At 58.8% G+C, this 23014-nt stretch carries 33 protein-coding genes; 9 read left to right on the top strand and 24 right to left on the bottom strand.

Annotated elements, in window-relative coordinates:
* The first annotated feature begins 135 nt into the window (after positions 1-135).
* The 5 genes from AN189_RS19765 to AN189_RS17745 all read left to right on the top strand — a co-directional run bounded on the left by AN189_RS19765 (position 136) and on the right by AN189_RS17745 (position 2601).
* Positions 136-639: a DNA N-6-adenine-methyltransferase gene (locus AN189_RS19765; protein ID WP_367379455.1), complete on the top strand. Its 504-nt coding sequence runs from the start codon at positions 136-138 to the stop codon at positions 637-639.
* A complete protein-coding gene (locus tag AN189_RS17760; protein ID WP_056039213.1) occupies positions 636-944 on the top strand; it encodes a hypothetical protein in 309 nt (102 codons plus the stop codon). The genes AN189_RS19765 and AN189_RS17760 overlap by 4 nt, the downstream gene beginning before the upstream one ends.
* On the top strand, positions 937-1344 hold the full coding sequence (locus AN189_RS17755) for a hypothetical protein (RefSeq protein ID WP_056039211.1): 408 nt from the start codon (positions 937-939) through the stop codon (positions 1342-1344). Before AN189_RS17760 ends, AN189_RS17755 begins: the two co-directional genes overlap by 8 nt.
* Complete coding sequence (locus tag AN189_RS17750; protein WP_056039208.1) at positions 1344-1547, top strand: hypothetical protein; 204 nt, start codon at positions 1344-1346, stop codon at positions 1545-1547. Before AN189_RS17755 ends, AN189_RS17750 begins: the two co-directional genes overlap by 1 nt.
* A gap of 208 nt (positions 1548-1755) precedes the next feature.
* Positions 1756-2601, top strand: a complete 846-nt coding sequence (locus tag AN189_RS17745; protein ID WP_056039205.1) for a hypothetical protein — start codon at positions 1756-1758, stop codon at positions 2599-2601.
* On the opposite strand, the gene AN189_RS17740 is transcribed toward AN189_RS17745, so the two are convergent.
* Positions 2598-2804, bottom strand: a complete 207-nt coding sequence (locus AN189_RS17740; protein WP_056039202.1) for a DUF6471 domain-containing protein — start codon at positions 2802-2804, stop codon at positions 2598-2600. The two genes, AN189_RS17745 and AN189_RS17740, sit on opposite strands and share 4 nt — an antisense overlap.
* Positions 2805-2906: 102 nt before the next feature.
* Between AN189_RS17740 and AN189_RS17735 the strand changes: the two genes are divergently transcribed.
* The gene (locus AN189_RS17735) at positions 2907-3869 is read left to right on the top strand and encodes an IS1595 family transposase (protein WP_056039217.1); all 963 of its coding nucleotides are present in this window, start codon (positions 2907-2909) and stop codon (positions 3867-3869) included.
* A 350-nt stretch (positions 3870-4219) separates the two neighbouring features.
* Positions 4220-4495 carry a hypothetical protein gene (locus tag AN189_RS19265; RefSeq protein WP_157057554.1) on the top strand — a complete coding sequence of 92 codons (276 nt, stop codon included), beginning with the start codon at positions 4220-4222 and terminating at the stop codon, positions 4493-4495.
* A gap of 262 nt (positions 4496-4757) precedes the next feature.
* Here AN189_RS19265 and AN189_RS17725 read toward each other — a convergent pair whose 3' ends face one another.
* From AN189_RS17725 to AN189_RS17675, 11 genes are all read right to left on the bottom strand, one after another.
* A complete protein-coding gene (locus AN189_RS17725) occupies positions 4758-5180 on the bottom strand; it encodes a hypothetical protein (protein WP_056039198.1) in 423 nt (140 codons plus the stop codon).
* Positions 5181-5480: 300 nt separating this feature from the next.
* A complete protein-coding gene (locus tag AN189_RS17720; protein WP_056039195.1) occupies positions 5481-6404 on the bottom strand; it encodes an N-acetylmuramoyl-L-alanine amidase in 924 nt (307 codons plus the stop codon).
* Positions 6405-6683: 279 nt separating this feature from the next.
* On the bottom strand, positions 6684-7163 hold the full coding sequence (locus tag AN189_RS17715; RefSeq protein ID WP_056039192.1) for a hypothetical protein: 480 nt from the start codon (positions 7161-7163) through the stop codon (positions 6684-6686).
* A complete protein-coding gene (locus AN189_RS17710; protein ID WP_157057553.1) occupies positions 7160-7426 on the bottom strand; it encodes a hypothetical protein in 267 nt (88 codons plus the stop codon). Before AN189_RS17710 ends, AN189_RS17715 begins: the two co-directional genes overlap by 4 nt.
* A 40-nt stretch (positions 7427-7466) precedes the next feature.
* Positions 7467-7763, bottom strand: coding sequence for a hypothetical protein (locus AN189_RS17705; protein WP_157057552.1), 297 nt, complete (start codon positions 7761-7763; stop codon positions 7467-7469).
* Positions 7748-8116: a hypothetical protein gene (locus AN189_RS17700; RefSeq protein WP_056039185.1), complete on the bottom strand. Its 369-nt coding sequence runs from the start codon at positions 8114-8116 to the stop codon at positions 7748-7750. Before AN189_RS17700 ends, AN189_RS17705 begins: the two co-directional genes overlap by 16 nt.
* A complete protein-coding gene (locus AN189_RS17695; RefSeq protein WP_056039182.1) occupies positions 8117-9430 on the bottom strand; it encodes a hypothetical protein in 1314 nt (437 codons plus the stop codon).
* Complete coding sequence (locus AN189_RS17690) at positions 9427-9882, bottom strand: hypothetical protein (RefSeq protein WP_056039178.1); 456 nt, start codon at positions 9880-9882, stop codon at positions 9427-9429. The genes AN189_RS17695 and AN189_RS17690 overlap by 4 nt, the downstream gene beginning before the upstream one ends.
* Before the next feature lie 9 nt (positions 9883-9891).
* Positions 9892-10800 (bottom strand): hypothetical protein, encoded by a 909-nt coding sequence (locus AN189_RS17685; RefSeq protein WP_056039175.1) that lies wholly within the window; start codon positions 10798-10800, stop codon positions 9892-9894.
* A complete protein-coding gene (locus tag AN189_RS17680) occupies positions 10800-11702 on the bottom strand; it encodes a hypothetical protein (RefSeq protein ID WP_056039172.1) in 903 nt (300 codons plus the stop codon). Before AN189_RS17680 ends, AN189_RS17685 begins: the two co-directional genes overlap by 1 nt.
* Positions 11702-14500 (bottom strand): tape measure protein, encoded by a 2799-nt coding sequence (locus AN189_RS17675; RefSeq protein WP_172794949.1) that lies wholly within the window; start codon positions 14498-14500, stop codon positions 11702-11704. Before AN189_RS17675 ends, AN189_RS17680 begins: the two co-directional genes overlap by 1 nt.
* Before the next feature lie 193 nt (positions 14501-14693).
* Between AN189_RS17675 and AN189_RS17670 the strand changes: the two genes are divergently transcribed.
* Positions 14694-15077 (top strand): hypothetical protein, encoded by a 384-nt coding sequence (locus AN189_RS17670; RefSeq protein ID WP_056039163.1) that lies wholly within the window; start codon positions 14694-14696, stop codon positions 15075-15077.
* On the opposite strand, the gene AN189_RS17665 is transcribed toward AN189_RS17670, so the two are convergent.
* From AN189_RS17665 to AN189_RS17615, 11 genes are all read right to left on the bottom strand, one after another.
* On the bottom strand, positions 15074-15415 hold the full coding sequence (locus AN189_RS17665; RefSeq protein ID WP_157057551.1) for a hypothetical protein: 342 nt from the start codon (positions 15413-15415) through the stop codon (positions 15074-15076). The two genes, AN189_RS17670 and AN189_RS17665, sit on opposite strands and share 4 nt — an antisense overlap.
* 5 nt (positions 15416-15420) lie before the next feature.
* On the bottom strand, positions 15421-15819 hold the full coding sequence (locus AN189_RS17660) for a hypothetical protein (RefSeq protein ID WP_056039156.1): 399 nt from the start codon (positions 15817-15819) through the stop codon (positions 15421-15423).
* A gap of 79 nt (positions 15820-15898) precedes the next feature.
* Entirely contained in the window at positions 15899-16342 is a 444-nt protein-coding gene (locus AN189_RS17655; RefSeq protein WP_157057550.1) for a hypothetical protein, read from the bottom strand.
* A gap of 87 nt (positions 16343-16429) precedes the next feature.
* Positions 16430-16681 carry a hypothetical protein gene (locus AN189_RS17650; RefSeq protein WP_056039153.1) on the bottom strand — a complete coding sequence of 84 codons (252 nt, stop codon included), beginning with the start codon at positions 16679-16681 and terminating at the stop codon, positions 16430-16432.
* Positions 16678-16908, bottom strand: a complete 231-nt coding sequence (locus AN189_RS17645) for a hypothetical protein (RefSeq protein WP_056039148.1) — start codon at positions 16906-16908, stop codon at positions 16678-16680. The genes AN189_RS17650 and AN189_RS17645 overlap by 4 nt, the downstream gene beginning before the upstream one ends.
* Positions 16909-16920: 12 nt before the next feature.
* Positions 16921-17316 carry a phage tail terminator-like protein gene (locus AN189_RS17640; protein WP_056039145.1) on the bottom strand — a complete coding sequence of 132 codons (396 nt, stop codon included), beginning with the start codon at positions 17314-17316 and terminating at the stop codon, positions 16921-16923.
* On the bottom strand, positions 17313-17714 hold the full coding sequence (locus tag AN189_RS17635) for an HK97 gp10 family phage protein (RefSeq protein ID WP_056039144.1): 402 nt from the start codon (positions 17712-17714) through the stop codon (positions 17313-17315). The genes AN189_RS17640 and AN189_RS17635 overlap by 4 nt, the downstream gene beginning before the upstream one ends.
* Positions 17714-18076, bottom strand: a complete 363-nt coding sequence (locus tag AN189_RS17630; protein WP_056039141.1) for a hypothetical protein — start codon at positions 18074-18076, stop codon at positions 17714-17716. Before AN189_RS17630 ends, AN189_RS17635 begins: the two co-directional genes overlap by 1 nt.
* The gene (locus AN189_RS17625; RefSeq protein WP_056039138.1) at positions 18073-18573 is read right to left on the bottom strand and encodes a DnaT-like ssDNA-binding protein; all 501 of its coding nucleotides are present in this window, start codon (positions 18571-18573) and stop codon (positions 18073-18075) included. The genes AN189_RS17630 and AN189_RS17625 overlap by 4 nt, the downstream gene beginning before the upstream one ends.
* 52 nt (positions 18574-18625) lie before the next feature.
* Complete coding sequence (locus AN189_RS17620; RefSeq protein WP_056039135.1) at positions 18626-19783, bottom strand: hypothetical protein; 1158 nt, start codon at positions 19781-19783, stop codon at positions 18626-18628.
* Positions 19784-19808: 25 nt separating this feature from the next.
* Positions 19809-20513, bottom strand: a complete 705-nt coding sequence (locus AN189_RS17615) for a hypothetical protein (protein ID WP_056039132.1) — start codon at positions 20511-20513, stop codon at positions 19809-19811.
* Positions 20514-20741: 228 nt separating this feature from the next.
* Between AN189_RS17615 and AN189_RS19760 the strand changes: the two genes are divergently transcribed.
* Positions 20742-20831, top strand: coding sequence for a zf-TFIIB domain-containing protein (locus tag AN189_RS19760; protein ID WP_083484497.1), 90 nt, complete (start codon positions 20742-20744; stop codon positions 20829-20831).
* An 811-nt stretch (positions 20832-21642) separates the two neighbouring features.
* Here the strand turns inward: AN189_RS19760 and AN189_RS17605 are convergent.
* Positions 21643-23010 carry a DUF4055 domain-containing protein gene (locus tag AN189_RS17605; protein ID WP_056039127.1) on the bottom strand — a complete coding sequence of 456 codons (1368 nt, stop codon included), beginning with the start codon at positions 23008-23010 and terminating at the stop codon, positions 21643-21645.
* Between the last annotated feature and the right edge of the window lie 4 nt (positions 23011-23014).

Raw genomic sequence — 23014 nt, 5'->3', positions numbered from 1 at the left:
GCAAGAAATCAGCAATATCAAAGCGGTGCCGCCGACGCGGTCCAACTGTCTGCGCTATATGTTTCAAAGGCTTGCGCGTTCGGTTCCAACTGCTTTCGATCCGAAACCGGGGCCAACCGCGCACGGCGTCACGCAATGGGAGGTGGTATGATGGGGCAATGGGAAACAAACGGCGCATCTGACGAGTGGTATACGCCTGCTTACATATTCGACGCTATGGGCCTGCGGTTTGATTTAGACGTAGCAGCCCCACCGCAGGGTGGGCCGCACGTTCCATGCAGTAGATGGATCAGCGCCGATAGCTTAACCCAAAAATGGGAAGGCTTTATCTGGATGAACCCGCCTTTTGGTGGGCGCAACAGCCTAACGCCGTGGCTGGATAGGTTCTTTGAACACGGTAACGGCGTTGCGCTTGTGCCTGACCGAACGTCAGCACCTTGGTTCCAACCAGCCGCGCGGAAATCAGATGCGGTTTTGTTCGTGGCCCGCAAGATCAGGTTTATCCGACCTGATGGGAGTGAAGGCGCAAGCCCTGCCAACGGCACGGCACTTATGGCGATTGGCCCGTCAGGCATGGCGGCGCTGTCGAATGCACAGCGATCCGGTCTAGGAATTTGCATGGGGAAACTCACCCCATGACCACCCTCACCGACCTCGCCCGCGTGCGTGCGCTATTCCAGCAACGCGCCGTGGTGGCGCTGCTGACAGAACAACCGAAAGGACAGACGATGACTGATGAACGAACCTACACCCGCGCTGACCTAGAGGCCGTTGCGCAGGCGGCGCTAGAGGCTGCTGCGGCGTTGGTGCCTGTCGTGGACGACTTACGGCACCTCACATATTCAGCTGCCAATAACATCCTTTCCGAACGCAGATGTGCCATCCGCGCCCTATCCACCGCCGATATTGTTGACGCCCACACAGGAGGCAAGGACGATGACTGAACCTACGACTCCTGCCGCAATCTACATCAACCCAGCCGACGCCTTCGATCCCGATGTGAGCTGGTCAATTCTACCGTTCGGGGAAAATCAGTGCAAAATGGTCCCCGCCGACGCCCTTGACGCCGCACAGGCCGAGAACGCGCGGCTGCGGGCGTTGCTGCGTGAAGCTGATAGAGTGGTTATATGGGAGAGTCAGCCATTGCCGTCTGACTATCAGCAGCGCGTTGAATCCGCGCTGGAGGGCCGCGCCACCGTCCCCGCGCATGACGTGGCAGAGGCGGCACGGGATGCACTGATGGTCGAACGCATTGACGATGTGGCCGAAGTCGCGCGAAGGCTCAAGATCAGGGAGCCATACCTACGCGCCGCGCTTGCCGCACTGGCAGAGGGGCGGGGGTGATGGCAGAGGTGGAGGCCCTAAACCGCGCCCTGCGCATCATCCTGCTAGACGATGGTAAGACCTACCCAATCACGAACTGGTTCGACAACAACGGCAACGACTGCGACCCTGATGATGCTGAATTTGCCGTTGCGGGTCCAGACAGTGACGGGAAGTGGTATACCATCGAACTTGGCGCGTATTCGCATCTGGGCGTGCATTAGGCACAAAAAAACTTGCAACCAAACCACGCATAAAAGGAGCGCCATACATGGGATGCACACCACATATCGACGCAGACACTTACCCCGAGCAAGGCTCATACAATGGCACGCGGGTGAAGGTTTGTTATCATTACGACACGTCGCGCACGGTTGAAGGCACGGTTATCCGGCCTTATGTATCAAACGCACCAAGATGTTTTGGGGTAGCATGATGGAACCAGAACATGCTTATTCTCTCGTTATGAAAAATGGTGGCGCAGCAGTAGTAGTTTCGTTGGATTTGGCCGAGCCTGTCGAAATCCACGACTTCGTTTCAACCTTCGCAGGTCTGGGAGGCCAATTTGAGCGGTTTCTACGCGCGGAAAAACCCGATCTCGACGGCGAGGTTAAGGTCTATGTAAAAGAAGTCCGGAAAGGCTCGATGGAGGCGGTCATGGTGATCGCTAGCGTTTATCCGCAAGTGATCGCAATAATGGATCACCTTCAGATCGCGTCATCTTTTGTTGCTAGAGTTGGGCGTAGCATTGATGCGTTCAAATACGGCGGCGGTCGCTTGCCAGAAGCAAACAAGACGGAACTTTCTGAGATTATGGATACCGTGATGGCTACGGCAAACGATCCAGACGGACGGGCCTCTATCCGATCAGTAAGTTACTCTAAGGACGGTGAAAAAACAGATTGTCTTGTTGAGTTCAACAGCGCCGAAGCACGGCAAGCAGTTCATGAAATAGAAGGTCAGTTCTCAGAAATCGCCGCTGTTACTGATTTTGACCACATCAATAAGCTCCTTACGTTTTACCAATCAAATCGAAAAGATAGCGGGAAGACTGGTGAAAAAGGCATCATAGAAGACATTAGCACGAAGCCGTTGTCTGTCGTGTACGCTTCAGACCTAGCCAGGGAGCGTATAAAAAGTGAGATGCTCGAAGGCGAACGAAACATATATAAACTTGGTTTTTTCGTAGACGTGAATGTTGCGACTAAGAACGGAAAGCCAGTTGCATATCGAATAAAGTCCGTCAACGACGTTATCGAACTGCCCGACGACGACTAAAGCCTCAACTCCTTAAGGCCGATGGCGTCAGCGCACTGCATCAAATACGCTGCGCTGAACTTACCGCGCGACAACTTGTTGCGGATGTTGACTTCTTTGTCTCCGATCAGTTCTGCAAGCTGAGCATAGGTCACGCCCTTACGTTTCAACTCGGCCTTCAAAAGGTTTGCCGCCTTGGTTTCCCACTCGCTTTGATCTGCCATGTATCACCTATGTAAGTAAAAGCATCATATACGTTACATAAGGTATTGCATACGATACGTCTACGCACTATATTCGTTACATAAGCAACGGATATGATGACAATGGCACAGCACTTCCTCCTTTCAGCCGCATCGCGCACCACTAGCCTTCGCGCGATCTACAAGGCTGGCGAAGATGCGGCGTACAAGACGTTCTGCCAGATGCGCTGGCCTGAAACCAACGGCGAGGCTGTCTGCCCCCGTTGTAGCCATGACGAGACCTACAAGATCACCACGCGACGTAAGTTTAAGTGCAAGGCCTGTGCGCACCAGTTCAGCGTCACGTCCGGCACGATCTTTGCCAGCCGCAAGATGGACTTTGTGGACCTGCTGGCGGCGATCTGCATCATCGTGAACGCATCCAAGGGCGTATCCATGATCCAACTGTCCCGTGATCTGGACTGCCAGTATAAGACAGCCTTCGTGCTGGCTCACAAGCTGCGCGAGGCAATGGCGCAAGAGGTCCAGACAGGCGCACCGCTTGAGGGTCACGTCGAAATCGACGGCGCATATTTCGGCGGTCACATCCGCCCCGCCAACGCCAAGGTTGATCGCGTAGATCGCCGCTTGAAGCGCCACCAAACGGGCAAGCGCCGCGTTGTCGTCACCATGCGTGAGCGTGACGGTCGCACCCTTCCCATTGTCGCCATGCACGAGGGTGAAGGCGTCCTCTTTGCAATCAACAACGTCAGCCGCACCGCAACTATGTCCGCAGACGAGGCGTCACACTGGGACTTGCTGCACGACGGATGGATGGTTGACCGCGTGAACCACAGCGAAATCTACAGCGACCACGGCAAGCACACGAACATGGTGGAAAGCTTCTTTAGCCGCCTGCGCCGCATGGTTCTGGGCCAACACCACCAAGTCAGCCCGCAATACTTGTACCAGTACGCAAACCACGCCGCATGGCTTGAGGACAATCGCCGCACAGACAACGGCACGCTGGCGCATGTGCTGGTCTCGAACGCGATGGATGCGCCTGTAAGCCGGTCGTGGAAAGGTTACTGGCAGCGGGCGGCTTGAAGTCGGCAAGAGGTTTTGCCTACTATTAATTTGCAATAAGGTCGCACAACTCAATAAGAAATACTGGAACAATCAACTTGAGCGATAGAGCATATTACGACGCTATTGATAGGTATCAGGGCACGCGGGACGCGGTATATGACCTTACTTGGAACGCGCTCCACAAAAGAGTCCCATTCGGGTGCGACCTCAAAATCATGCCCATTGACCAGTCAGCTCTTAGCTACTGGGTTGCTCTGAAAAGGTACGGCACCTTACATGCTCAAGGCGGTTTCCCGTGGGATCGAATATTTAGGCAAGTCTGGACAAGCCCCAAGCGGTTTGACGTAGCTATTTGGGACGGTCAACACTTGAGCGGTATGGCCTGCGGTATGCCGTCGCGAGGGGATTCCTATGTCACTATTAAATGGTTAGAAGGTTTTGCCAGCTATGATGGTGGTCTGAAGGGCATGGTTGCGGAGACAGCATTGACAGCGGCGGAGCACTACGCATTCCTGCTAGGTAAAAAATTTGTTTGCATCAAGCAACCGTTAGCCGGTACAGAGCCGCTATATCGAGCGCTCGGCTTTGAACAAGATACTTCAAAGAAGCGGAACCAGTACTACATACGTGAAGTTAACTTGTAAGAATCGCCTTGTTTTTGACGCGTTCGACAGGCAAGGTTTAAACACAATAAAGCTAAGGGAGTTTGTCCAAGATGTCAGCACAGCAGCAAAACGGCCACAGCACCCTCGGCAATTCTGACCGGACTGACGCGCGGCGTGCGGCGTATCAACGCGCCATGCAGCAGCTAAATGGTCGTAGGGGCCTCCTTGATACGACTGACAGATCAAGCGTTATGGCATACGATGGTGCCGTTGTAGCTGGTCAATCAGACAGCCGATAGAGTCAATACAGCCTCCAAGCATACCGCCCCCAGCTATCCTTTTGGCCCTTCACCGCGCCGCGCTTCTGCAACAGCCCCATGGCCTTGCTGACGCGGCGCGTCACGTCCAGCACCATACGCTGGTCGCTGATGTCCTTGCCTTCCTCACAACAGATGCGCTCGGCCAGATCGCGCGACGATAGCGCCTCACCCTTGCGCAACTCACGCAGCAGGAATTGACGCAATTCGTTGCGGGCGAAAATCACCAGTCTATGCTGTCGCGGCTGGCGTTCCTCTAGGTCGCCTTCGTACCCCAAGGCGTCTAGCACCCGGTCTACAGCCTCAATGTCATTGTAGACGCTGGCGCAGCGGTCCCGAAGGGCCAGCAGTTCGCCTAGCATGTCGTCGCGGGCTTTCAGTAGCCCCGCTATGGTGTGGTCTGTCATCCCCTCATTATGGATTCACAGCCTTGTTTTTATAAGGTATCTTGATGGTGCGTTTGATACATAAGGCCGCGGTTATCCGTGACGACAAAACAGAGCCGGGTTTGATGATTATCAGGACAGACGACGGTCGCGCAATCTTGTCCACAGAATGCATGTGGTCACCCATGAAAACCACGCCGCAATGATGGCCGATTGTTTCTTTTCGCCCTATGCAAAGAAGTGCCACCACAAACACAGAAAGCCCCGCGCACCACTCAAGGCACGCGGGGCATAGTCACCGGATAGCCGGGCCTGCGTCAGTCAGTTGGTTCGCGGGGGTTTCAGCGAAACGGGCTGGCTGGTCTTGAACCGCAAGATCACGTTACCGATTGTCACCACCATCAGCAGCGCCTCGCGGTAATCGGGGAAAGCATCGGCAAGCGCCGTGGCGAGTGCGACGACAAAGGACGCTGCGTTGAACCAGAACGTCCAGCTTGTGAAAATGGATTTAGTCATGGTGTTTCCTTTCGGGTTGGTTAGTTGCGGGGGTCGTGCTGATCCGCCAGCAGGCGCATAGCGTCCACCAGCGCGATAAGTTTGGCTTCTGCGGCCCCGTTCGTCGTCTGACGGCGTATCGGCCACCAGAGGCGCGGACGTTGGCGGTGTGAGGGGTTTCGCCTGCACGCTGGGCGGGGTCGCTGCGGTGTGGCCGAGGAATGCCGCGGCGGCGCGGTAGTATGCCTCTGCCAATTCGTCCATGTGCTTATCTGCGGCATTGCAGTCGGACACGTTGGACCCGAAATAGGGTTCGACCAGAACAGCAGGGGCGCGGCCTTGCCACAAGGAACGCCCGCCCCGGTCAGTGCGCGACAGAACCTTGACGCCGCGATCCTTGTTGCCGAGTGCAGCCGCGACGGCAGGACGGACCAGCTTTGCCAGCCGCATCGAGCCGCTTGTGCCGCTGGACAGGGTTTCGCCGCCGGACACGCTGGACGATCCACTGGCGTTGAAGTGCAGTTCTAGGCTGCAATCCGCGCCCCATGCGTCTACCTGCTTATACACGCGGTCGATTTCGGCGCTGTAGCCGCCGCCGGGGGTGCGATGGAAAACCTTCACCGCCGCCGTGTTGTGACTGCGGATCATTTCGGCAAGCTGACCGTTCCAGTCGTATTCGCTGCGCTTGTCAGTGACGCGCACCGCGCCTTGCGCCGCCTTGTTGTGTCCAACGACGATTGCAATTTTCATGGCGTATCCTCACGGCTTGAGACCCCGCGAACGGGGCGTTGATGTGATTGGTGTGGGGTGGTATGGTGGCGGGGTGAGCGCGGCGGCGTGGATGGACACGCGGACCAACGCAGTATTTCGGATGAATCAGAACCGTTTACGGTTACGATCTAGCTGCGGGACCAAACTGTTGACTTGCGCGATTTCTGGTGAGGCCAGATTGACCGTAACGAGGGGGCCGAAAGGTAAAGTCGAAACAACCCGAAAGCCGGTATCAAGCCCGGCCCGCGCTCAATTTCCCTACTGCTCGCCGGGCACCACGATGATGGTCACGTCGTCAATCGTCGGTGCTGGACGTTCGCCCTCGACCTCGGTGCGCTGGGTCATTTTTCGCAGTGGGATCACGCCAAACAGCAGCACGCGGCGGGTCGTGGTCAGGTAGTATGGCGGCCCGGCCTCAAGGCAGTCATCAGCCCATGACCCAAGGTTATAGGTGACGGTGTTGCCGGGTATCGCCTGATACGTCGCCACTTGCCACGGGCCGGATGCACACTCGAAACCGTCGCCGTCGATCAACGTGATCTCTGCGTGCCATTCTGCCGTCACATCGCCGAACGGGGTCTCGCGCACATAGCGCACGCGGTCGCCGTCAACCGTCATACTCACGTCACGCAGGAACAGACTGGACGGCACCGCCAGATAGGCACCGGACACAACCAAGGCCAGCACAACGAGGACACCGGCCAGCTTGTCCATGATGGACCATTGCACTTGCTTCATCGGCCTAGCCCCCCGCGAATTGCAGCCCAAGCGCCAAAGACGCCACCCGCCGTCAGGAAAATGTAGACCAAGCCCTTCGCGGCCCAGTTTGATCGCTCGACCAGTTTGACGACATCCATGATGCGCTTGGCCTTTGACCCGGCTTGGGGGTCGGTTGGATCTTCTTCGAGAAACAGGCTGTAGAGTGCGCTTACCTGCACCTTCAGTTCCCTGACCTCTTGCTCTAGGGCCGCAATGTGCATGTCTTTTTCGCCGTCTGTCATAGGCACTCCCATCACGAGCCGCGCCCGCTTTGTCTGTTGGTCACTTGGATCGCCCATAGCTTGCCCAGCCGCCGATCCTGACAGCGGCCCAGAATACCCACGCCAGAACGCAGCAGGCGAATACGCGGGCCGTTGTGGTGGTCTCGGATGCATCACGCAGCATCGCTTGCAAAAACTTGCGGTCGCATTCCACGCGGGACGGGTGTCCAGCGTGGTAGCCTTCATCGTGCCGCATCCATGACGCCTCGTTGAAAAACAGGCCAGACACCCGCGTCAGCCCACGGCGCATCACGGCGGGCCACCACCACGGGCCAGCGCCGTTTACAGGTCCAGCCATACCAGTCCTGCGTCGTTGATCGCCTGACGTGCCATAGGACCGATGCGGCCCACGATAGCATCAGGGCGGGGCGGCATGGCTTCGGGTGACAGATCGAGCATCACCCGCGCACGGTTCGCCCCAGCGACGTTCACCAGCTTGCTGTTGTCCCATGATGGACGGCCCAGCGGATAGCCCACGGCCTGCATCATCTGCGCAGGTGCCGGGAATGACGTGACCGCGTATTGCACGCCGTCGAATGACCAGCCTTCAAGGCGGTAGGTGTCAGCATCGGCAGGACCGAACGCCAGGCACATGGCGAGGTTGTTCGCGTCGTCAATGTGCTGTTCTGGGCAGAATACGGTGACGATCATTTAGAAGCCCCCCGTTACTGTGATGGTCCAGCCGCGCGACCGCATGGCCGTAATCGCCGCCTCACCCGTGGCAGACGGTGCCGACCCGCCCGACTGCACGAACGTGCCGCCCGATGTGCCGTTGCTGTTGATCGACACCAGAATGTTGTCAATCGCTGTGGTGGTCAGGTTGGTGTTCAGGAAAGCATCTGTCCAGTTGGTGCAGGGGCAGTCGTCATACACACCAGCCGGGGCATTGGTGAGGTTGGTGCAGTCCCGATACATACGCGCAGCCGTGGTCAGGTTTGGCAAAGACAACAGCGGAACGTCCGTCAGATTACTGCCTCGGAACAGGTCACCCCCCGGTCCCATGCTTGGGAACGCTAGTGATGGGAATGTGGTGCCTACGAAATTGCGGAAGGCACTTCGGCAATCAACAGCGTTGGAGAAATCAGCGTTGGACGGGAAATCCGTGATGTATTGACCAAGCCCTTGGTAATAGCTGATCATGCTTGTAGCGCCGCTGTAGTTGTTGCCAGCACCACGCGCGATGAAATCCTGACGAACGGCCTCGGCTTCCTCCGGTGTCAACGCCCCTTCCCTCAAAAAGAAGTTGTGCACCGTCGTGCCGGGGAATTGAGCGCCGCCAAGTTGAAGAAGGTTTGTGTTGTCCGGGATCGTCACGCCATAGGCCAGCGTGCCTTCCGCAGTCGCAAGAACCATCGTCCCGGTTAGACCCACTGGATACGCCCGCCGCAAGTCCCAGTTCGCGCCGTTCAACTGCACCCGGTTCGGAGACACCGCAAACAATGGCCTATCCGCCGTCACGGTCTGGTCGTAATGCTCGCCATTCCCCGATACGTCGTCCATCCGCCCGATGGGGTCACCCTCCGTCGTGACAGGCACTGTGCCGTCGCTGAACTGCCACAGCGTGCCAGTGTCTTGCAGGTTGGTGAGGGTGCCGCGCTGGCCAGTGAATAGGTCAACGGGGTTATCAAGCCCCACGGTGATGGGATCGCTTTCGTTGACCAGCACCGTGCCATCCGTTGCGGTGACGGTATCAACCGCCACAATCACTTGTCCGATGGTCAAAGTGGCGTCACCCAAGACGGGGTTGCCCGCATCATCGCGCCACGTTGTTACAACCGTGATTGCGCCTTCGTTGACCTCATAGGTGCCTTGCGTCGTCTGCGCGTCCAGCGTTTGCGCCGTCGTCGTGGGCGCAATGACTGGATCTGTCAAAACCGTAATGACGGCAGGCACAGGCCCGCCCGCGACCCGGACCCCGTTCAGGTAAATCCGCGCGATTTCGGTTGACCCGACAAAGATACTCATGCGCCCGCCTCGATGAAATAGGCCACCCCATCAACGGGCGGGGTCAGCGCGTCATATTCCGCCTGCGTCAGCACAACCATGCTGGTCGCGTCCGGCAGAAACTGCGTATCAAACGGCTGTGGGAATGTCAGGATCGACGGCTGGACCTTGAAAGTGCCAGTCGCAACACGCTGGCGGTCATCAAGGTCGGTATCGTCCCAAATGTCATAGCGGAAATTGCCGCCCTCTTTCAGAATGGCGGTGTTGACTGGGTTCAAAATGAACTCATTGACCCGGCTAACGATTTCAACAATCGGGTCGCCCCCTTCCGTTTCCGCAATGCCCATTGACATAGGCACCGGGGCCGGGGTGGCCGGGTTGATCTTGAGCTTGAGGATTGCGCCGTGGGTCATTTCAAGAGCCGCATTCGCAAGGGCGTTGCGGTCATAGGCGATGGATGTGATGCGTGCCATGTCATGCCCTCAAAACAGCGGTGTGATGATGATCTTGCCAGCCGTGCCAGCGCCGCCAGCCTGACCGAACAAGCCGCCCGACGATCCGTCACCGGCAACAGCACCGGACCCACCGGACCCGCGCCCCGATCCAGGGTTGCCTGCAACTGACGTGCCAGCGGAAACGGTTTGCAGCGATGCGCCGCCCGTTCCCATCGGGCTTCCCCCGCCCTGACCGCTGCGCCGCGTTGCAGCCGAGGTCTTAAACCCGCTTTCACCGCGCCATCCGCGATGCGCGGCTACGAATGTCACCCCGCTAGGCACAGGGGTATCCGCAGACGTGGGCGTGACATAGACAGGCACGTCAAACGCGCCGGACCCCGCCCCGCCCTTGCCGCCAGGGATGACAGCATCGCCGAATAGCGTATTACCGCCATCGCCGCCGGTGTTGTCGCCAGCCGCCGCTGGAACGCCAGCCGCGCCCACGGTGTAGCTGTAGCTGGTCGCCAGTGAGGTGAGCATAAAGCGCCCATATGCACCACCACCACCGCCGCCCGCCGAGCGTGCAACACCAGCAGACCCCGACGCAGACCCGCCAGCACCGCCGCCGCCAACGGCCTCGACAAGCAATCCCGTTGCGCCCGCTGGCACGTCGTAAGTCCCAGTTCCCGCCGTGTCGTAGATAGTCGGCTCCCCCATCGTGCGGCCAAGCTGCAACTGCGCCACGCTATCCACAACCGTTTCAGCACCGTCGAGGGCCGTGTCGATGTAGTCAGCAACAGCATCGCCGTAGGTCACAACCTTGTTTTGGTTGGTCACGTTCTCGCCCGTCTGCCACGTCCAGAGCGGCGGGTTTGTTGTCGCCCACGTCGCCGGGTTGTTAATATCGGGCAAGGTGTCCGTGTAAGGCACAAGCGTCGGCGTGGTAGGTCTGGGCATTACTGAACCCCCTCTGTTTCGATGGAAAATTTGTAGCCACCCGGCAAGTCAATCGGCACGGTAATATCCCGCACAAGTCCGATCCCAGTTGTAACGGTGCGGCCCTCGTCGGCCTCGTAAACAACGCGCCTCCCGGATAGTTTGCGTAGCCGACCCCAAAGCGTTTCGATGAAATCGCGCTCACCAAATATCTCAAACGTCCCATTGATCCGGCTGGGCTTGTAGACGTAACTCGGCACGCCAAATTCATCGTCATCGTATTTTGCACGGCTGGAAATACGGACACTTGATCCATAAAGTGCGTCGCCAATGACATAGCCGATTTGATTGATCGTCAGTTCGCCAAGTTCAGTCGCGTCACCCGCGATGGTGACAACAACCTTAACGCTGTTGGCCGGGAACCTGCGGAATAGGTAGTTTGTGTTGCCAGCGGTCGGCTGCGTGAAAAGCCAGTTGTAATGGCTGCTCAAGTCAAAGCCCGTCAGGTTCACCGACTGCGTGTCGATCAAGTCGTCATCTGAATTGTGAAACTGCGCTGTGGCCGTCACGCCGATTGCGTCAAAAATTCCAACGCTAGAAATGTTTGACAGGCTCTCGATGGTGAATGTCATGTCACCCGACGTATTCACGCTAGGCACGGACAGCACGTTGTCAAAAGCCGCATAAGCGTTCGTGGGGCCGCGCAACTGCCAGTATTGCGGCGTCTGAAACCTGCTGGAAAAATCGCTGGGCTTTTTGCCGACCGTGCCGTCCACAAGGCACCCGTAGACGTAGTGATCGTCAATCACCAAGTCTGCGATGTTGTAGGTGGTCCCTGCGTTGTAGGTAGGTGCATCGTCCTCAGGCAAGCTGGATGTTACGTCGCCAAGGTCCAGCGCCTTGATGGTGCTAAGATTGAACATCAGACAGATACCCCGTTAATGCGAATGTCGCGAACTTCGTCAGCCAGCCGCTTCAATGCCTCTCGCTGCAATTTCAATTCGGTCAACTGGGCGTCGTCAGCCTGCTTTCGCAATTCTTCGCGGCGGTCCTGCGCTGCGTTGATCGTTGCCGCGAAACGGTCGTCAAAACGGTTTGCATTAAGCGCCAGCGGGGCGCGGTAGAGTTCCATCGTGCGCTCGATGGCGAGTTCACGCTCTGCCTTTGCCGCTTCCTTTGCCGCCGTGGCTGTCTCTTTCAGCGCGTTCTGGATGCTCTCGTATTGCTCGATCAGCGGGGCCACCCCGATCAACGCGGCGCTGCGGTCATCCAGACCACGGCGGTCGTAGAACCCAAGGCGTTCAATCACGCCGTCCATCGTCAGCAAGCCCTTGGTGACTTCCACCCGGTCGCCTTTCAGCGCTTGGCGGATTTCGTCCAGAATCTGCTTGCCTTGGTTCACCGGGTCCATTGCGTCAAAGACCGTCTGCGAGCCAGCCTGGAAAGCACCCGCGCCGCCCGCGATTTCCAGCAACCGCCCTGCCCGTGCCGCGTTGGCAGTGGACTTGGACAGCTGCCCCAGCCCCAGCACGTCCTGCACGTCGTTGTAGGTCTGCAAATTGGTGGTCAGGCGCTGCAATGTCTGCACCGCGCTTTCGCCCGCCTGCGTAAACCGACGCGTGCCGAGGGCCTGTTGTGCCAGCGCCTCGTTGTAGGCGTCCAGCTCGGCCACCAGTGCCGCCTGCGCCTGTTCCGGGTCCATGTTGCGGGTGTCAATGTCAAACTGGTGATAGGCGTTCCCCAGCTTGCGTGCAGACCCGCCGATGCCGTTCGCCAGCTCAGCGACTTGCTTGCGCATGGCACTTGCCGCGCCGCCCAGCATCCGGCCCAGTTCGTCGTTGCGGTCCATGTCGGTGGACGTTGACGACGTGAGGCCCCAGAACCGGGAACGCTTCGTGCGGCTGTATTCGTCAACGTAGGAATTCGCGCCGATGTTGCCGCGCAAGCCCTGTCCGACCAGTTCCTTGGACGAAAAGCCCTTGAGCAAACCAAACGCCGTGCTGATGCCGCCGATCACGGGCATGGCCGCAGACAGCATTCCGCCGATACCCGACGCGCCCATGATGCCAGACAGGCCGGATTTCATCACGTCCAGTGGGTTGCCGCTCGCCTTCCATGCGTCAAAGAACGCCGCCTGACCGTCCCGCGCAATGTCGCGGAAACCGCCCATCAGGTCGCCAGCCGATGCCGCGCCAAACAAGCCCGCCGCCATGTCGATCCGCGCGTTGCGGTTCGCCTGCGCCGTGCGTGCCAGTTCGTCGTTGTAGCCCTTGAGGATGTTTTCCACGGCCTTGGCCGCTTTGCCTTGTTCCTCGATTGCTTCGGTCGCGCCGCGTGCCGCGCCGGACAGACCGCCAGAACCGCCGCCGGAACCAGAACCGCCGCCGAGTGCATCAGTCAGCACGTCAACGGACCCTGCGCTGTCGTCAATCGCCGCGCTGCTCTCCTCGACAACGGCACGCAATGCGGCCACGCTTTCGAGGGGTGCAGACATAGCGTCACGCATCCCGGCCATCGCCTGACGCGCACCAGCAGCAGACCGCAGCGCGGCAACCTCCATGTCGTAGAAACCGCTCGTGATATCTACGTATGCAAGGCCAGCGTTGAATGTGTTATTGAAGCCCTCGACAACGCCATTCATCAAGTCTTGGAAGGATTGCGCCATTTCCCGGATCTTGCCGATGAAATTCGCGGCCATTTGAGCCGACCCGGCCCTGATCGCCTCCGGAACGTAGGCAAAAGCAATGCCGATACGGTCGAACACTTCAACCGCAACAGCACGCAATGCCGCCAGCGCATTGCCAAACCCGCCCGTGGCATCGACCAGGTTCATAAACCGGAACGTCAATTCGCCCGCCGCGATGACAAGCGCACCGATGCCCGTGCGCATGATCGCGCCACGCAGGAAGGTCATGGCCCCGGTCAGCGTCACCGTGCGCACCGCAGCGAGTGCGGCCGCGCCGCCGTAGGTCACGCCAAGCGCAACCGCAGCGACACCCGCATACACCGCGATACGGTCCAGGTTATCGGCTAGCAACAGAATGCCTTGCGCCACTGCGCTACTCACGCCAAGGGTCGCATCCATCTTGCCTGACAGGATCGTAAAGCTGTCGCCAAGGACCGTCACGGCCTGACCGATGGTCGGCACGGTGTTGCCAAAGGCCGCTTCTAGCGCATCCGACTGCGACAAGATCGCGTCAAAGAATTCGCGGCTGGAAACCTCGCCAGCAATGACCATTTGGCGCAACTGCCCCACAGACCCCGCCGCGCCTTCAATCGCATTGGCTGCGGCCTGCGCAATCGGGAAAGCGCCCTCAAGGATGCTGTTGAATTCCTCGGCCCGCACGGTGCCGCCTGACATGGCCTGCGACAACTGCAACAGCGCCCCGGATGCAGACGCAGCGGAACCGCCAGTTTGTGCCAATGCTAGGCTGATGTTTTCAGTGAACCGCAGAACGTCAGACGACGACGCGCCAAGGTCACGCCCCGCAATGCTCACGCGCTGATAAAGCTGTGCCGTTGCTTCAAGGGGTGCGCGGGTCCGCTTGGCAACCGCCGCGACCTGATCCAATGCCGCGACAGCCTCCGTTGACGACAGGCCAAGCGCCCGCAGCCCGTTGGTCATCGTGATGTATTGCTGCGACGATGCTAGCGCCCGACCAGCCACTAGGGCCGCAGTCGTAGATGCTGCGACAGCGCCCATCACACGCGTTGCGCTCACGCCAAAGCCTTGGATGCGGCGTTCTGCCGTCAGCCCCTCATGCCCGAACCTGTCTAAATCGCGCTCACCTTGACGCAATTCGCGACTGTCAACGGAAAAACGGAGGTTAGCGACATCGGTCATATGGGGTATTCCTTGCGGAAGCGCCAACTGGGCCATAGCTTACGCTGTGACATAGAAGGGGTTTTGAGATATGAAGATTTTATTGACCGTGGCCGCTGTGATGCTGGCCGGTGCCGCTAGTGCAGAATGCAGGCAAGGCCGCGCTGATGTAGGTGTCGCGGTGACTGGATGGTCAGCGCGTGACGATGGCGTTATCGTCGTTGACCTTGAGAACCAAACGCAGCGCACGTTTCATGCGATTGACGGGCATATCCAGTTCTATGACCCACTTGGGCGGAGGCTCCCGCCGGTTGGCCTGCCATCTATCGGTGTTATACCGCCAGGTGCGTTCCAGACATTCGCTATGGGCATTGCGGGGAACGCACTAGGAAAACTGCCAGCAGACCAATTCACGTGGGATACATGCTTGAAGCGCATCGCATACGACGATGGGACCATTGAGGAATTCAACTAAACCTCAAACGGTGCATCTGCGTTCTTGTTGTCCGACCTTGAAACTTCGGCGGCATAGGCGCGGGACATAGCGACAAGCCAAGCGGCTTCTTGTCCGTGAAACTTGACGCCGGTATTTTCGGCCCATGCCTTAACTTCAGTGTGCGGGACGCCTCGGACGATAGCGCCGTTTGACTGGCAAAAATCTAACTCTGCCAGCCATTCCGTTAGGTATTCGAGCGATCCAACATCAGGCATTTCCGGTTCCTCTTTTGCCATAAGCAAAAACTGCAACCGGGTTTTGTCGAAATCTTTAGGTCGCGTCGAAAGCCAAGCGTGCTGACGCGACCAGAGGGTCAACGCCTCTAGCTGTTGGCCAAAAAATTGGAACGGTCCGCGATAAACTCGTCAACCTGCTGACGCAGCCACGGGCGCTCGTCATATAGGCGGCGCACGTTTTCCTTGCTGAACGGAAACGGCTTTTTGTCCCATTCCCAGTTATCAGACATGCCGATTGTCACGCGGGTCAGCAGATCCACGGTTGCGCGTTCTGCGTCCGCAAGGGTCGATTGCTTGCGGCCTTTGTTCGTTTTCATGCTGTCGGCCACGGCGCGTTTGAATTCGCCGCTATCAGCGCCCATCAGGGTCAGCGTCATCGCCTTTCCGTCAGCGCCTTTCAGTTCCTCACCCGTCGCGGGGTGGCATACCGTCATCGTCGCACCGGTATTCGCGGCAGCAACCGTGTCAAGATTTGATAGGTCCATTTGTTTCGTCCTTTGCGGTTCGTGGTTCAATGTGGGGTGACAGCCGAACCAAGTCTGTCACCCCGTCCGGTTTCCCGGATTACGGTGCTGCAACGTCCACGGTTGCCCGGGTCACTTCGATCATGCAGGAAAACGGCACAACCGAGCCGACCGATTGACCGGTGCGGAATGACATGACCTTGCCGCTGAAATAGCGGATGGACCCGTCAGAGCGCGTCTCACGAAAGCTGATTTCGTCTTTCGATGCCAGCGCGGCCTTCAAGATGCCTTGCCCCGCATCGTCAGCGTCCAGAGCGCCGGGAACGGTGAAGCTGCCGTAGTTCAGTTCGCCGTGGAACTTGTCAACGATGCCGGTTTTCAGCGGCGTGAACGTCACCGGCGAGTGTTCCGGGCCAAATTCCGGGATTTCGCTTGCCTGAGTGACATCAGACCATGTTAGCGCGGCATAGCCGGTGCTGTCATAGGTTGCGGGTGCGGCGGCGGATGCGGAGAGAAACCCGCCAATGCCTTCGGTAATTGCCATGATGATTTTTCCTTTGTCATGGGGTTGCGCCACGCGGGCGCGGGATGATCGACGGGTTGCCGATTTCGGGGCCGCAAGCAGGCGGCGTTATTCTTCGGTGAGTTTCAGCCCATAGGCTTTGGCCGCACGTTCAAGGCTCTCGCGGCCTAGCAACGGATGCGCCCAAACTTCATCCAACGTCACCGCGACTTCGACGGTTGCCGTGATGATGCTGTCGGACTGGATGTTGATACAGACCGACGTGATGCCGCCAATCTCAGTTTCGCCGCAAAAGACCTTCGTGCCATGTCCTGCACGGAGTCCGGGGCCGGGCGGAACAATGCGAACCACGTCCGTCATTTCACCGCCTCGATACCGTCGCGGAACATAACCAGCGTCTTGCCGTCGCGCTCCTCGGTGCCTGCGACCGTGCCGCTGTAGGTAATGCCGTTGGCCAAGGTGGCGCTGAACTTATCGCCCTTGGTTGGCGCATCGCCGTCAATCAACATTCCCGGCGTGCTGCCGTATGACGTGGCAAGCGTTACGATTTCAGCCCGCATGGGCTTTGCGGGTGCTTTGCGTTTCATGTCGGTGCGTCCTTATGCATGGGTGCGGTAATAGATCGACACCGGCACGCGCCAGTGCTTACCGTCTGACGTGCCTTGCGCGATTGCAGCCTTGACGATGTGGACCGTGACGCCATCAACAGCAGGCAACGCCGCCCGCCCAAATGCCGATGCAATCGCCCCAGCCTTTTCGTCATAGACCGCAGGATATTGACCGGCAGGGCTGCACAAGGTCAGTTGATAGATGCCCTGACGCTCAATCGGGTCCGATGCCTTTAGCATACGGCGTTCTGTCTCGTTTGGCAGGTGCCGCACCTCGACATATTCCCCGTCTGGCCTGTCATCGCCTACGCTGGGATAAATCAGCGTGTAGGAAAGCGTTTCCGCGCGTGTCGTCAGTGCTACGGTGATTGCGGCCTCTGGTGTCATGTGCTTCTCACAATCTGCGTCAGCGCCTTGTCAACGATAGCTTGCCAGCGTTGCGCGGTGAGCCGAACCATTCCGCCAGGGGCTTGGTTGGACCAGCCATATTCCAGCCGCTGCGCGTAGGGCAGGTTGTTGACCAGCGTTATGACCTGCCCCGCCTTGACGCCTTGCGCGACCGCCGTGACCTTGCTGATGGTCACTTGCCCGGTTGGATCGTCCACCAGCAAAATACCGTCAGGAACGCTGCCGATTGCGACTTGCCAGTTGCCGCGAAATCGCCCTGTATCCACTGGGCTTTTCAAGATGACCTCTGAAAAGGCGTCAATCGCCACTTTCTTGACCAGCGTATCCATGCGGCCCTTGGCCTTTTCCGTCCACTGCGAAATTGTGACTTTCGCCATTACTTACGCGCAATCATCTTGTAGTGTGTGATCTGCCCAGCCGGTGCGAATTTGCCCGGGTCAACGATGGTCAGAACACCCTCGCTGCACACTAGCTGGTCGGTTGTCTCTGGGGTGATCGTTAGCCCATCGGTTGATACCAGAACGCGCCAGTCGCCAGCCTTGATAAACGTCCCGTCAACGTCGCGCAGAGACACCAGAAATAACGCCACCTGACAGGGGTAATCGGTTTCCGTGGTTGTGCCGCCCGTGGGGTCAGTTGGCCCACCACCGGCCACGACAACGCGCCGGATGGCCGCTGTCTGCCCCTTGTCCGCTAGTTTGCGGTCCGCAACGGCTTTCGCACGGTCATAGATGGTCACCCGCGCACCATCCGCGCCTTTCCCGGCCCGCCTGTGATATATTCGCGCAATAGCGTTGCGACAGATGGGTAAGAAGGCTTGCCCTGCCCGCCGAAATATTCGGTTTCCTCTTCGATCACGTCTAGCTTTTCGCGCTTACGCTTCACCAGCCCATCAATCGCCGCAAACGGTGTTGCGCCCTCATGGATCAGATAGGCCATTTCCATTTGTGCATCCTTGATCGCACGCGGAATTGTGTCGGGGTCAATCGGCCAGTCATCGACAAGCTGATTGACCAGCCGTGGCCAAGCGCGAGCCTGAAACTGATACTGTTTCATGCCAACGAAACGATAGAAGCTGTCCAGATATTGCGCAGCAGACCGCAAATTCGCCTCGTGTGACGTATCATGGCCGTGTTGCGTCATATTAACGCCCCGCGCGGTCCAGTATGCCTGGAACTCGGCAAACGTGACGTAGCTGTCTGACGCGGTGCCGCCGATTGTTGTGTCTAGTGCCATGTGTCACCTCTGATCTTGAGAAAGGGGCCAGTTTCCCGGCCCCTCAGAAAGATCAGCCCAGCAGACCTGCGACGAAATCGCCTTTCCACACCTTGGCGGCGTAGAACGTGGTCACGTCGAACATAACCTTGCCGTAGCCCTTGTAGACCGCGATCTCATAGACCAGACCCGAGAACGGGTCTTGCACAGTCATGCGGTCAACGGCTGCGTCACCGCCAAACGGCTGCGCAGGCGGGCGAACCACCAGTTCGACAGCGGCGCGGTGGAATGCCACGTTGCCGGTGTAGTTTGCGCCGATGGTGATGGCGTTGTTGTCCGGGATCGCGGTCCGCAGGCCGGGGCCTTGGATCGTGATTGTGCCGGATGCGCCGGTTGCACCGGTTGCGACGACATACTTGTTCGCAGTGTCAGCGGCAAAGGTGATAACGTCACCCGCCTTGATGCCGGATGCGCCAGCCGTGGCACCGTCAAACGTGATTGACGTGGCACCGACTGCCAGCGCGCCGTCAACCAGTGCGCCGGTTGCCGTGCCTTTGGTGTGCAGCTGAATGCCGTTGCTTTCCTTGAGCATCAGCCCTTGCAGGTTCAGCAGTTCGCCACGACGCAGCAGATCGTCACCACCGGCCTCGTTGACCTTTTGCAACTGCGCCTGGTTGCGCAGCTTCGTGCCTGCCAGCGTGTTGATTGCCAGTGTTGCCTGACCATCAAGCGGCATCCCGTTATCCACGAGGATCTGACGAACCTCTGCCACCGCGTCGAAGTCAGACGCAAAAAGGTTGGTGCCAGCCGTGCCAAAAACACGCGATGCACCTTGGTAAAGCGCGGTCGCGGTATAGTTCTCGATGCTGTTGGTGATTGCACGCATGGCTTGCGCAATCTGGTCACCGTAGATCGTTTCATAGCCGGAACCGTTCTGGACATGCTTGATGTCCTCGCCGGTCCACGGGATTTGGACGTTTGCCACCTTGTCGATGGTCATCGTCTTGTTGTCCACGGTCTGATCGTCACCCTCGGGGATGGTCATCGCGGGGGTGTAGGTCTCATTGACCGTTGCTTTGCGGGTGAAGTGCGAGCGCACGGTGTCACCGAAAGCCGCGCCTTCGGAGCCTGCGTTAATCGTGACAGACGGGATAACACCCACCAGTTCACGGCCCACAATGTCGGCGGCTTTGTAGATATCTGCCGCCAGATCGGTAAGAACGTTGGCCATTTGGTCAACCTTTCATGATACGCGGTCAGTCAACGACTTTGCCGCCTGTTTTGGAGAATGCCGCGCGTTCGGTCTGTGACATTGCGTCGAATGCCGACCGCGTGACGGTTTGTCGTGTTGGCGTCCCGCCATTCGTTCCGGGCTGCTTCCCGCTGCCCCCTTTGCCGTCGTCCCGCACCGCATAGGGCTTGGACGCCGCCAATTCCTTTGCCAGATCAGTCAGGGTTGCGCCGTGGTCTGCGCCGCTGCCGATCATGGGCTTTCCGTCCGACGTCAGCACCTTCGGAGTGCCGTCGTCGTTGAATTGCAATCGGCCCATTGCCGTCATTGCAATATCGTCAATCGCTTCGGGGATGAAACCGGCCTTGGCCAGTTCCGCCTTCAGGCTGGCCTGCGCATTGGTCTGCATCATCTTTTGGATGCGGCCCTGCGCTTCGGTCAGCTTACCCTCGTACTCGTTTTTCATCGCGTCCAGCTTGGCTTGCGCATCTTCTGCGCCCTTGCCGGTGCCTTTGGCCTTTTCCTCAAGTTCCGCAATGCGCTTGGCCACGTCGTCAGGCTTGCCAAACCTCGACCAGACTTGCGCGTTCTCACGCTCTTTTTGCAGCGCAGTCTTGAGACCGGTCACGTCCTCCGGGACCGGAACCGCCGCAAGGTCTAGGTGGCCTTCGGAAACGTGGGATTGCAGCCATTCCGGCAAGCCAGTGGCATCTTCAATTGCGATTTTCATTGTGTGACTTCCCGTCAGTTAGTGTTGGCTTCCCGCCAACGGTTCAAGGCGCTAAATCCGCGCCCGTAATTCCGCTAGGCTCAATTCCCGCCCGTTGCCGTCCAGCAAGTCGCGAAAGCTGATCTTGCCGTCACGCCACAACGCGGCGCGGCCATTGCCTAGAATGTCGTCTTGTTCAGCTTGCGAACGCTTCGCCAGCCAGTCCTCAAACTTTAGGTCCGCCGCGACCTGCCCGTTGACGCTTGCCCGCGTTGCCGGGGCCAGTTCGTCGATGTCGAACCCAAGTTCGCGCCAGCTTTTCGTTTCGGGCCGCGATGATGAGCGGCAACCCCAATGCAGCGAACCCGGCCCCGCGCCCCAAGGCACGTCATGCCCGATGGGCTTGTGGCCCAGCACCGTGTAGCGCAGCCCGTCCCTGACGGCGCATTGCAGCGTGGTCCTGCCGTCAAGCGTGCTGGTCCATACCGTTGCCGCCAAAATGTCCGCGTTGGCGTCGTAGGTGGCCTGTCTGGCCCTCTCTGCCGCCGCCTGCGTTGCCGACCGCACGAGGCTGTCAGCGTTCCGCCGCGTGATTTCCATAAACCCCGTGACCGGCTCGCCGTTGCGTGTCCCGCCCCGGATGCGCTGGATTAGCTGCGCCGATGTGTCGCCTTGGGCAATGCCGAGCCGCATTGCGTCCGTAAACCGTTGCAGCGTGTCGCCAGCTTGACGGCTCCACCATTCCGCAACCGGCGCACCTTGCACTAGAACCCCGTCCACAAGCGCCACAATTTGCGCCCGCGTGAAATTGGCAGTTGCCATGTCAATGGTCAGACCGTCGTTGATCGCCTTGGCCGTAAAATCCGCTTCGATGTCTGCCAGTTCCCGCAGTTCACCGATGAATTGCGATGACGCCGCCCGATAGCTTACGCGGATCGTGTCGCGAACCTGTGTCAGCAGCTTTTCCAGCCGCGCGGCCTTTGCGCTTTCCCGCGGCACACCCGTTGGGTCAATCCGCGCAAGCTGTGCGACGAGATCGCCCTCTAGTTCTGTCAGTAACGCCCGGATCGCCTTCTGTTGGCCCGCTTCCACACGCAGAATGTCAATCGCATGGCGCGTGAATAAATCAGCGATGCGGTCGTTGGCACCATCAGCCGCCATTGTTCAGGTCCAGCGCCTGCCCTGTCAGCGTTGGGGGCTGCGTTCCGATGCGCTCGGCTTCGTCGTCTACGTCCAGATCAGCCGCTACCATACCGCGCCGCGCCAATTCACGCAGGAACGTTTCGCGCGACATGTTGCCCGTCTGAACCGCCTGCAACAGCACAGACATTTCCTGTGCCGTCATCATGCCGACGGTGAATTCCTTGTTGACGTTGACCGTTGGCGTTACGTCGCCAAGCCCGCCATATTCCGCCATCCAGATCATCGCCTGTTCAAGCGCGTCCTGCAATGCGTCAGCAGTCATGGATAGCTGCGATGTTTCCTTTTCCGCATCCAATGCCGCGCCGGTTGCGCTTTCGCTGCCAGGACGCGCCACAAGCAGTTGCAGGCCATGCGTTTCCATCTGAAATTCAAGGTCTTTCAGATCCTGCCGACCCGCACCGATAGCCGCGCCCGAATGCTCGACCCAAGCCAGCTTGGCCTGTGGGTCGCTTGCCGTGGTCATCTGCCCCACGCTGATGGTGATAGGCTCGTCATCCGTGCGGCCAGAGCCGAACAAGATAGGCACGCGCGCAAAGTGCAGGATATTGCGCTGGTCAGATTGCGACTGCCAATGCGCAATGTTTACATCCGCCAAGTCGTCTAGCATCGGTTCGCAGGTGAAAAATCCGGTGCGGTTGGCATAAAACGGGATGACCGTGATTTCCGTCATGTCACTGACGGTCGGCTCGTCAATAAGCGTCCATTGGTCCTTGTCGTTCTTGCGATACAGTCGCGTCATGACCCCAGCGTCGGTGCGATCCAGAACGCGCACCTGTTGCACTTCTACGCTTGCAAATTCGTCTTTCGGGTCTTGCTCGGTCACCGTTTCCATAATGCGCATTTGCGCCAAAACGGTCACGTTTGCGATGACCTCGGAACGCCAGCCCAGAATGTCTTCTACACGCAGTTGGACAAAGAACGGGCGCAATCCTTGCGTGCGGGCCTGTGCGCGGGTCAGCGTCACGTCACGAGCAGGTGCGTCCACCATGATATAGCTGATGCCAGCGTCTAAGCCGTCCTCGAACACGTCACGCGCGAAAGTGGACAGGTCACGGCCCGCAAGGTCGATATTCTTGCACCATTCGGCAATCTGGTCAGGCGTATCCTCGCCCAACTCGACAGGCTTCCGGAATACCCGGCCCGTCATGTCGCGCACCGTCTTGCGGTATCCGTTAAAAAGCCACGACAGCTTTAGACGTTCGCGGTAGGTGTCCTCTGTCTCTGCCGTAAACTTCGGCAGGTATGTCTGCTCCGCCGCCCGCATGGCCTTTGTGCCGCCCATCAGCGCACGGCCACGGGTTGCAGCGTCGATCATGGCC

The sequence above is a fragment of the Loktanella sp. 3ANDIMAR09 genome (genome assembly GCF_001420005.1).
Classification (GTDB): Bacteria; Pseudomonadota; Alphaproteobacteria; order Rhodobacterales; family Rhodobacteraceae; genus Loktanella.
Note: the sequence above shows the minus strand (reverse complement) of the source record. Positions and strands in the feature narration are given on the sequence as shown.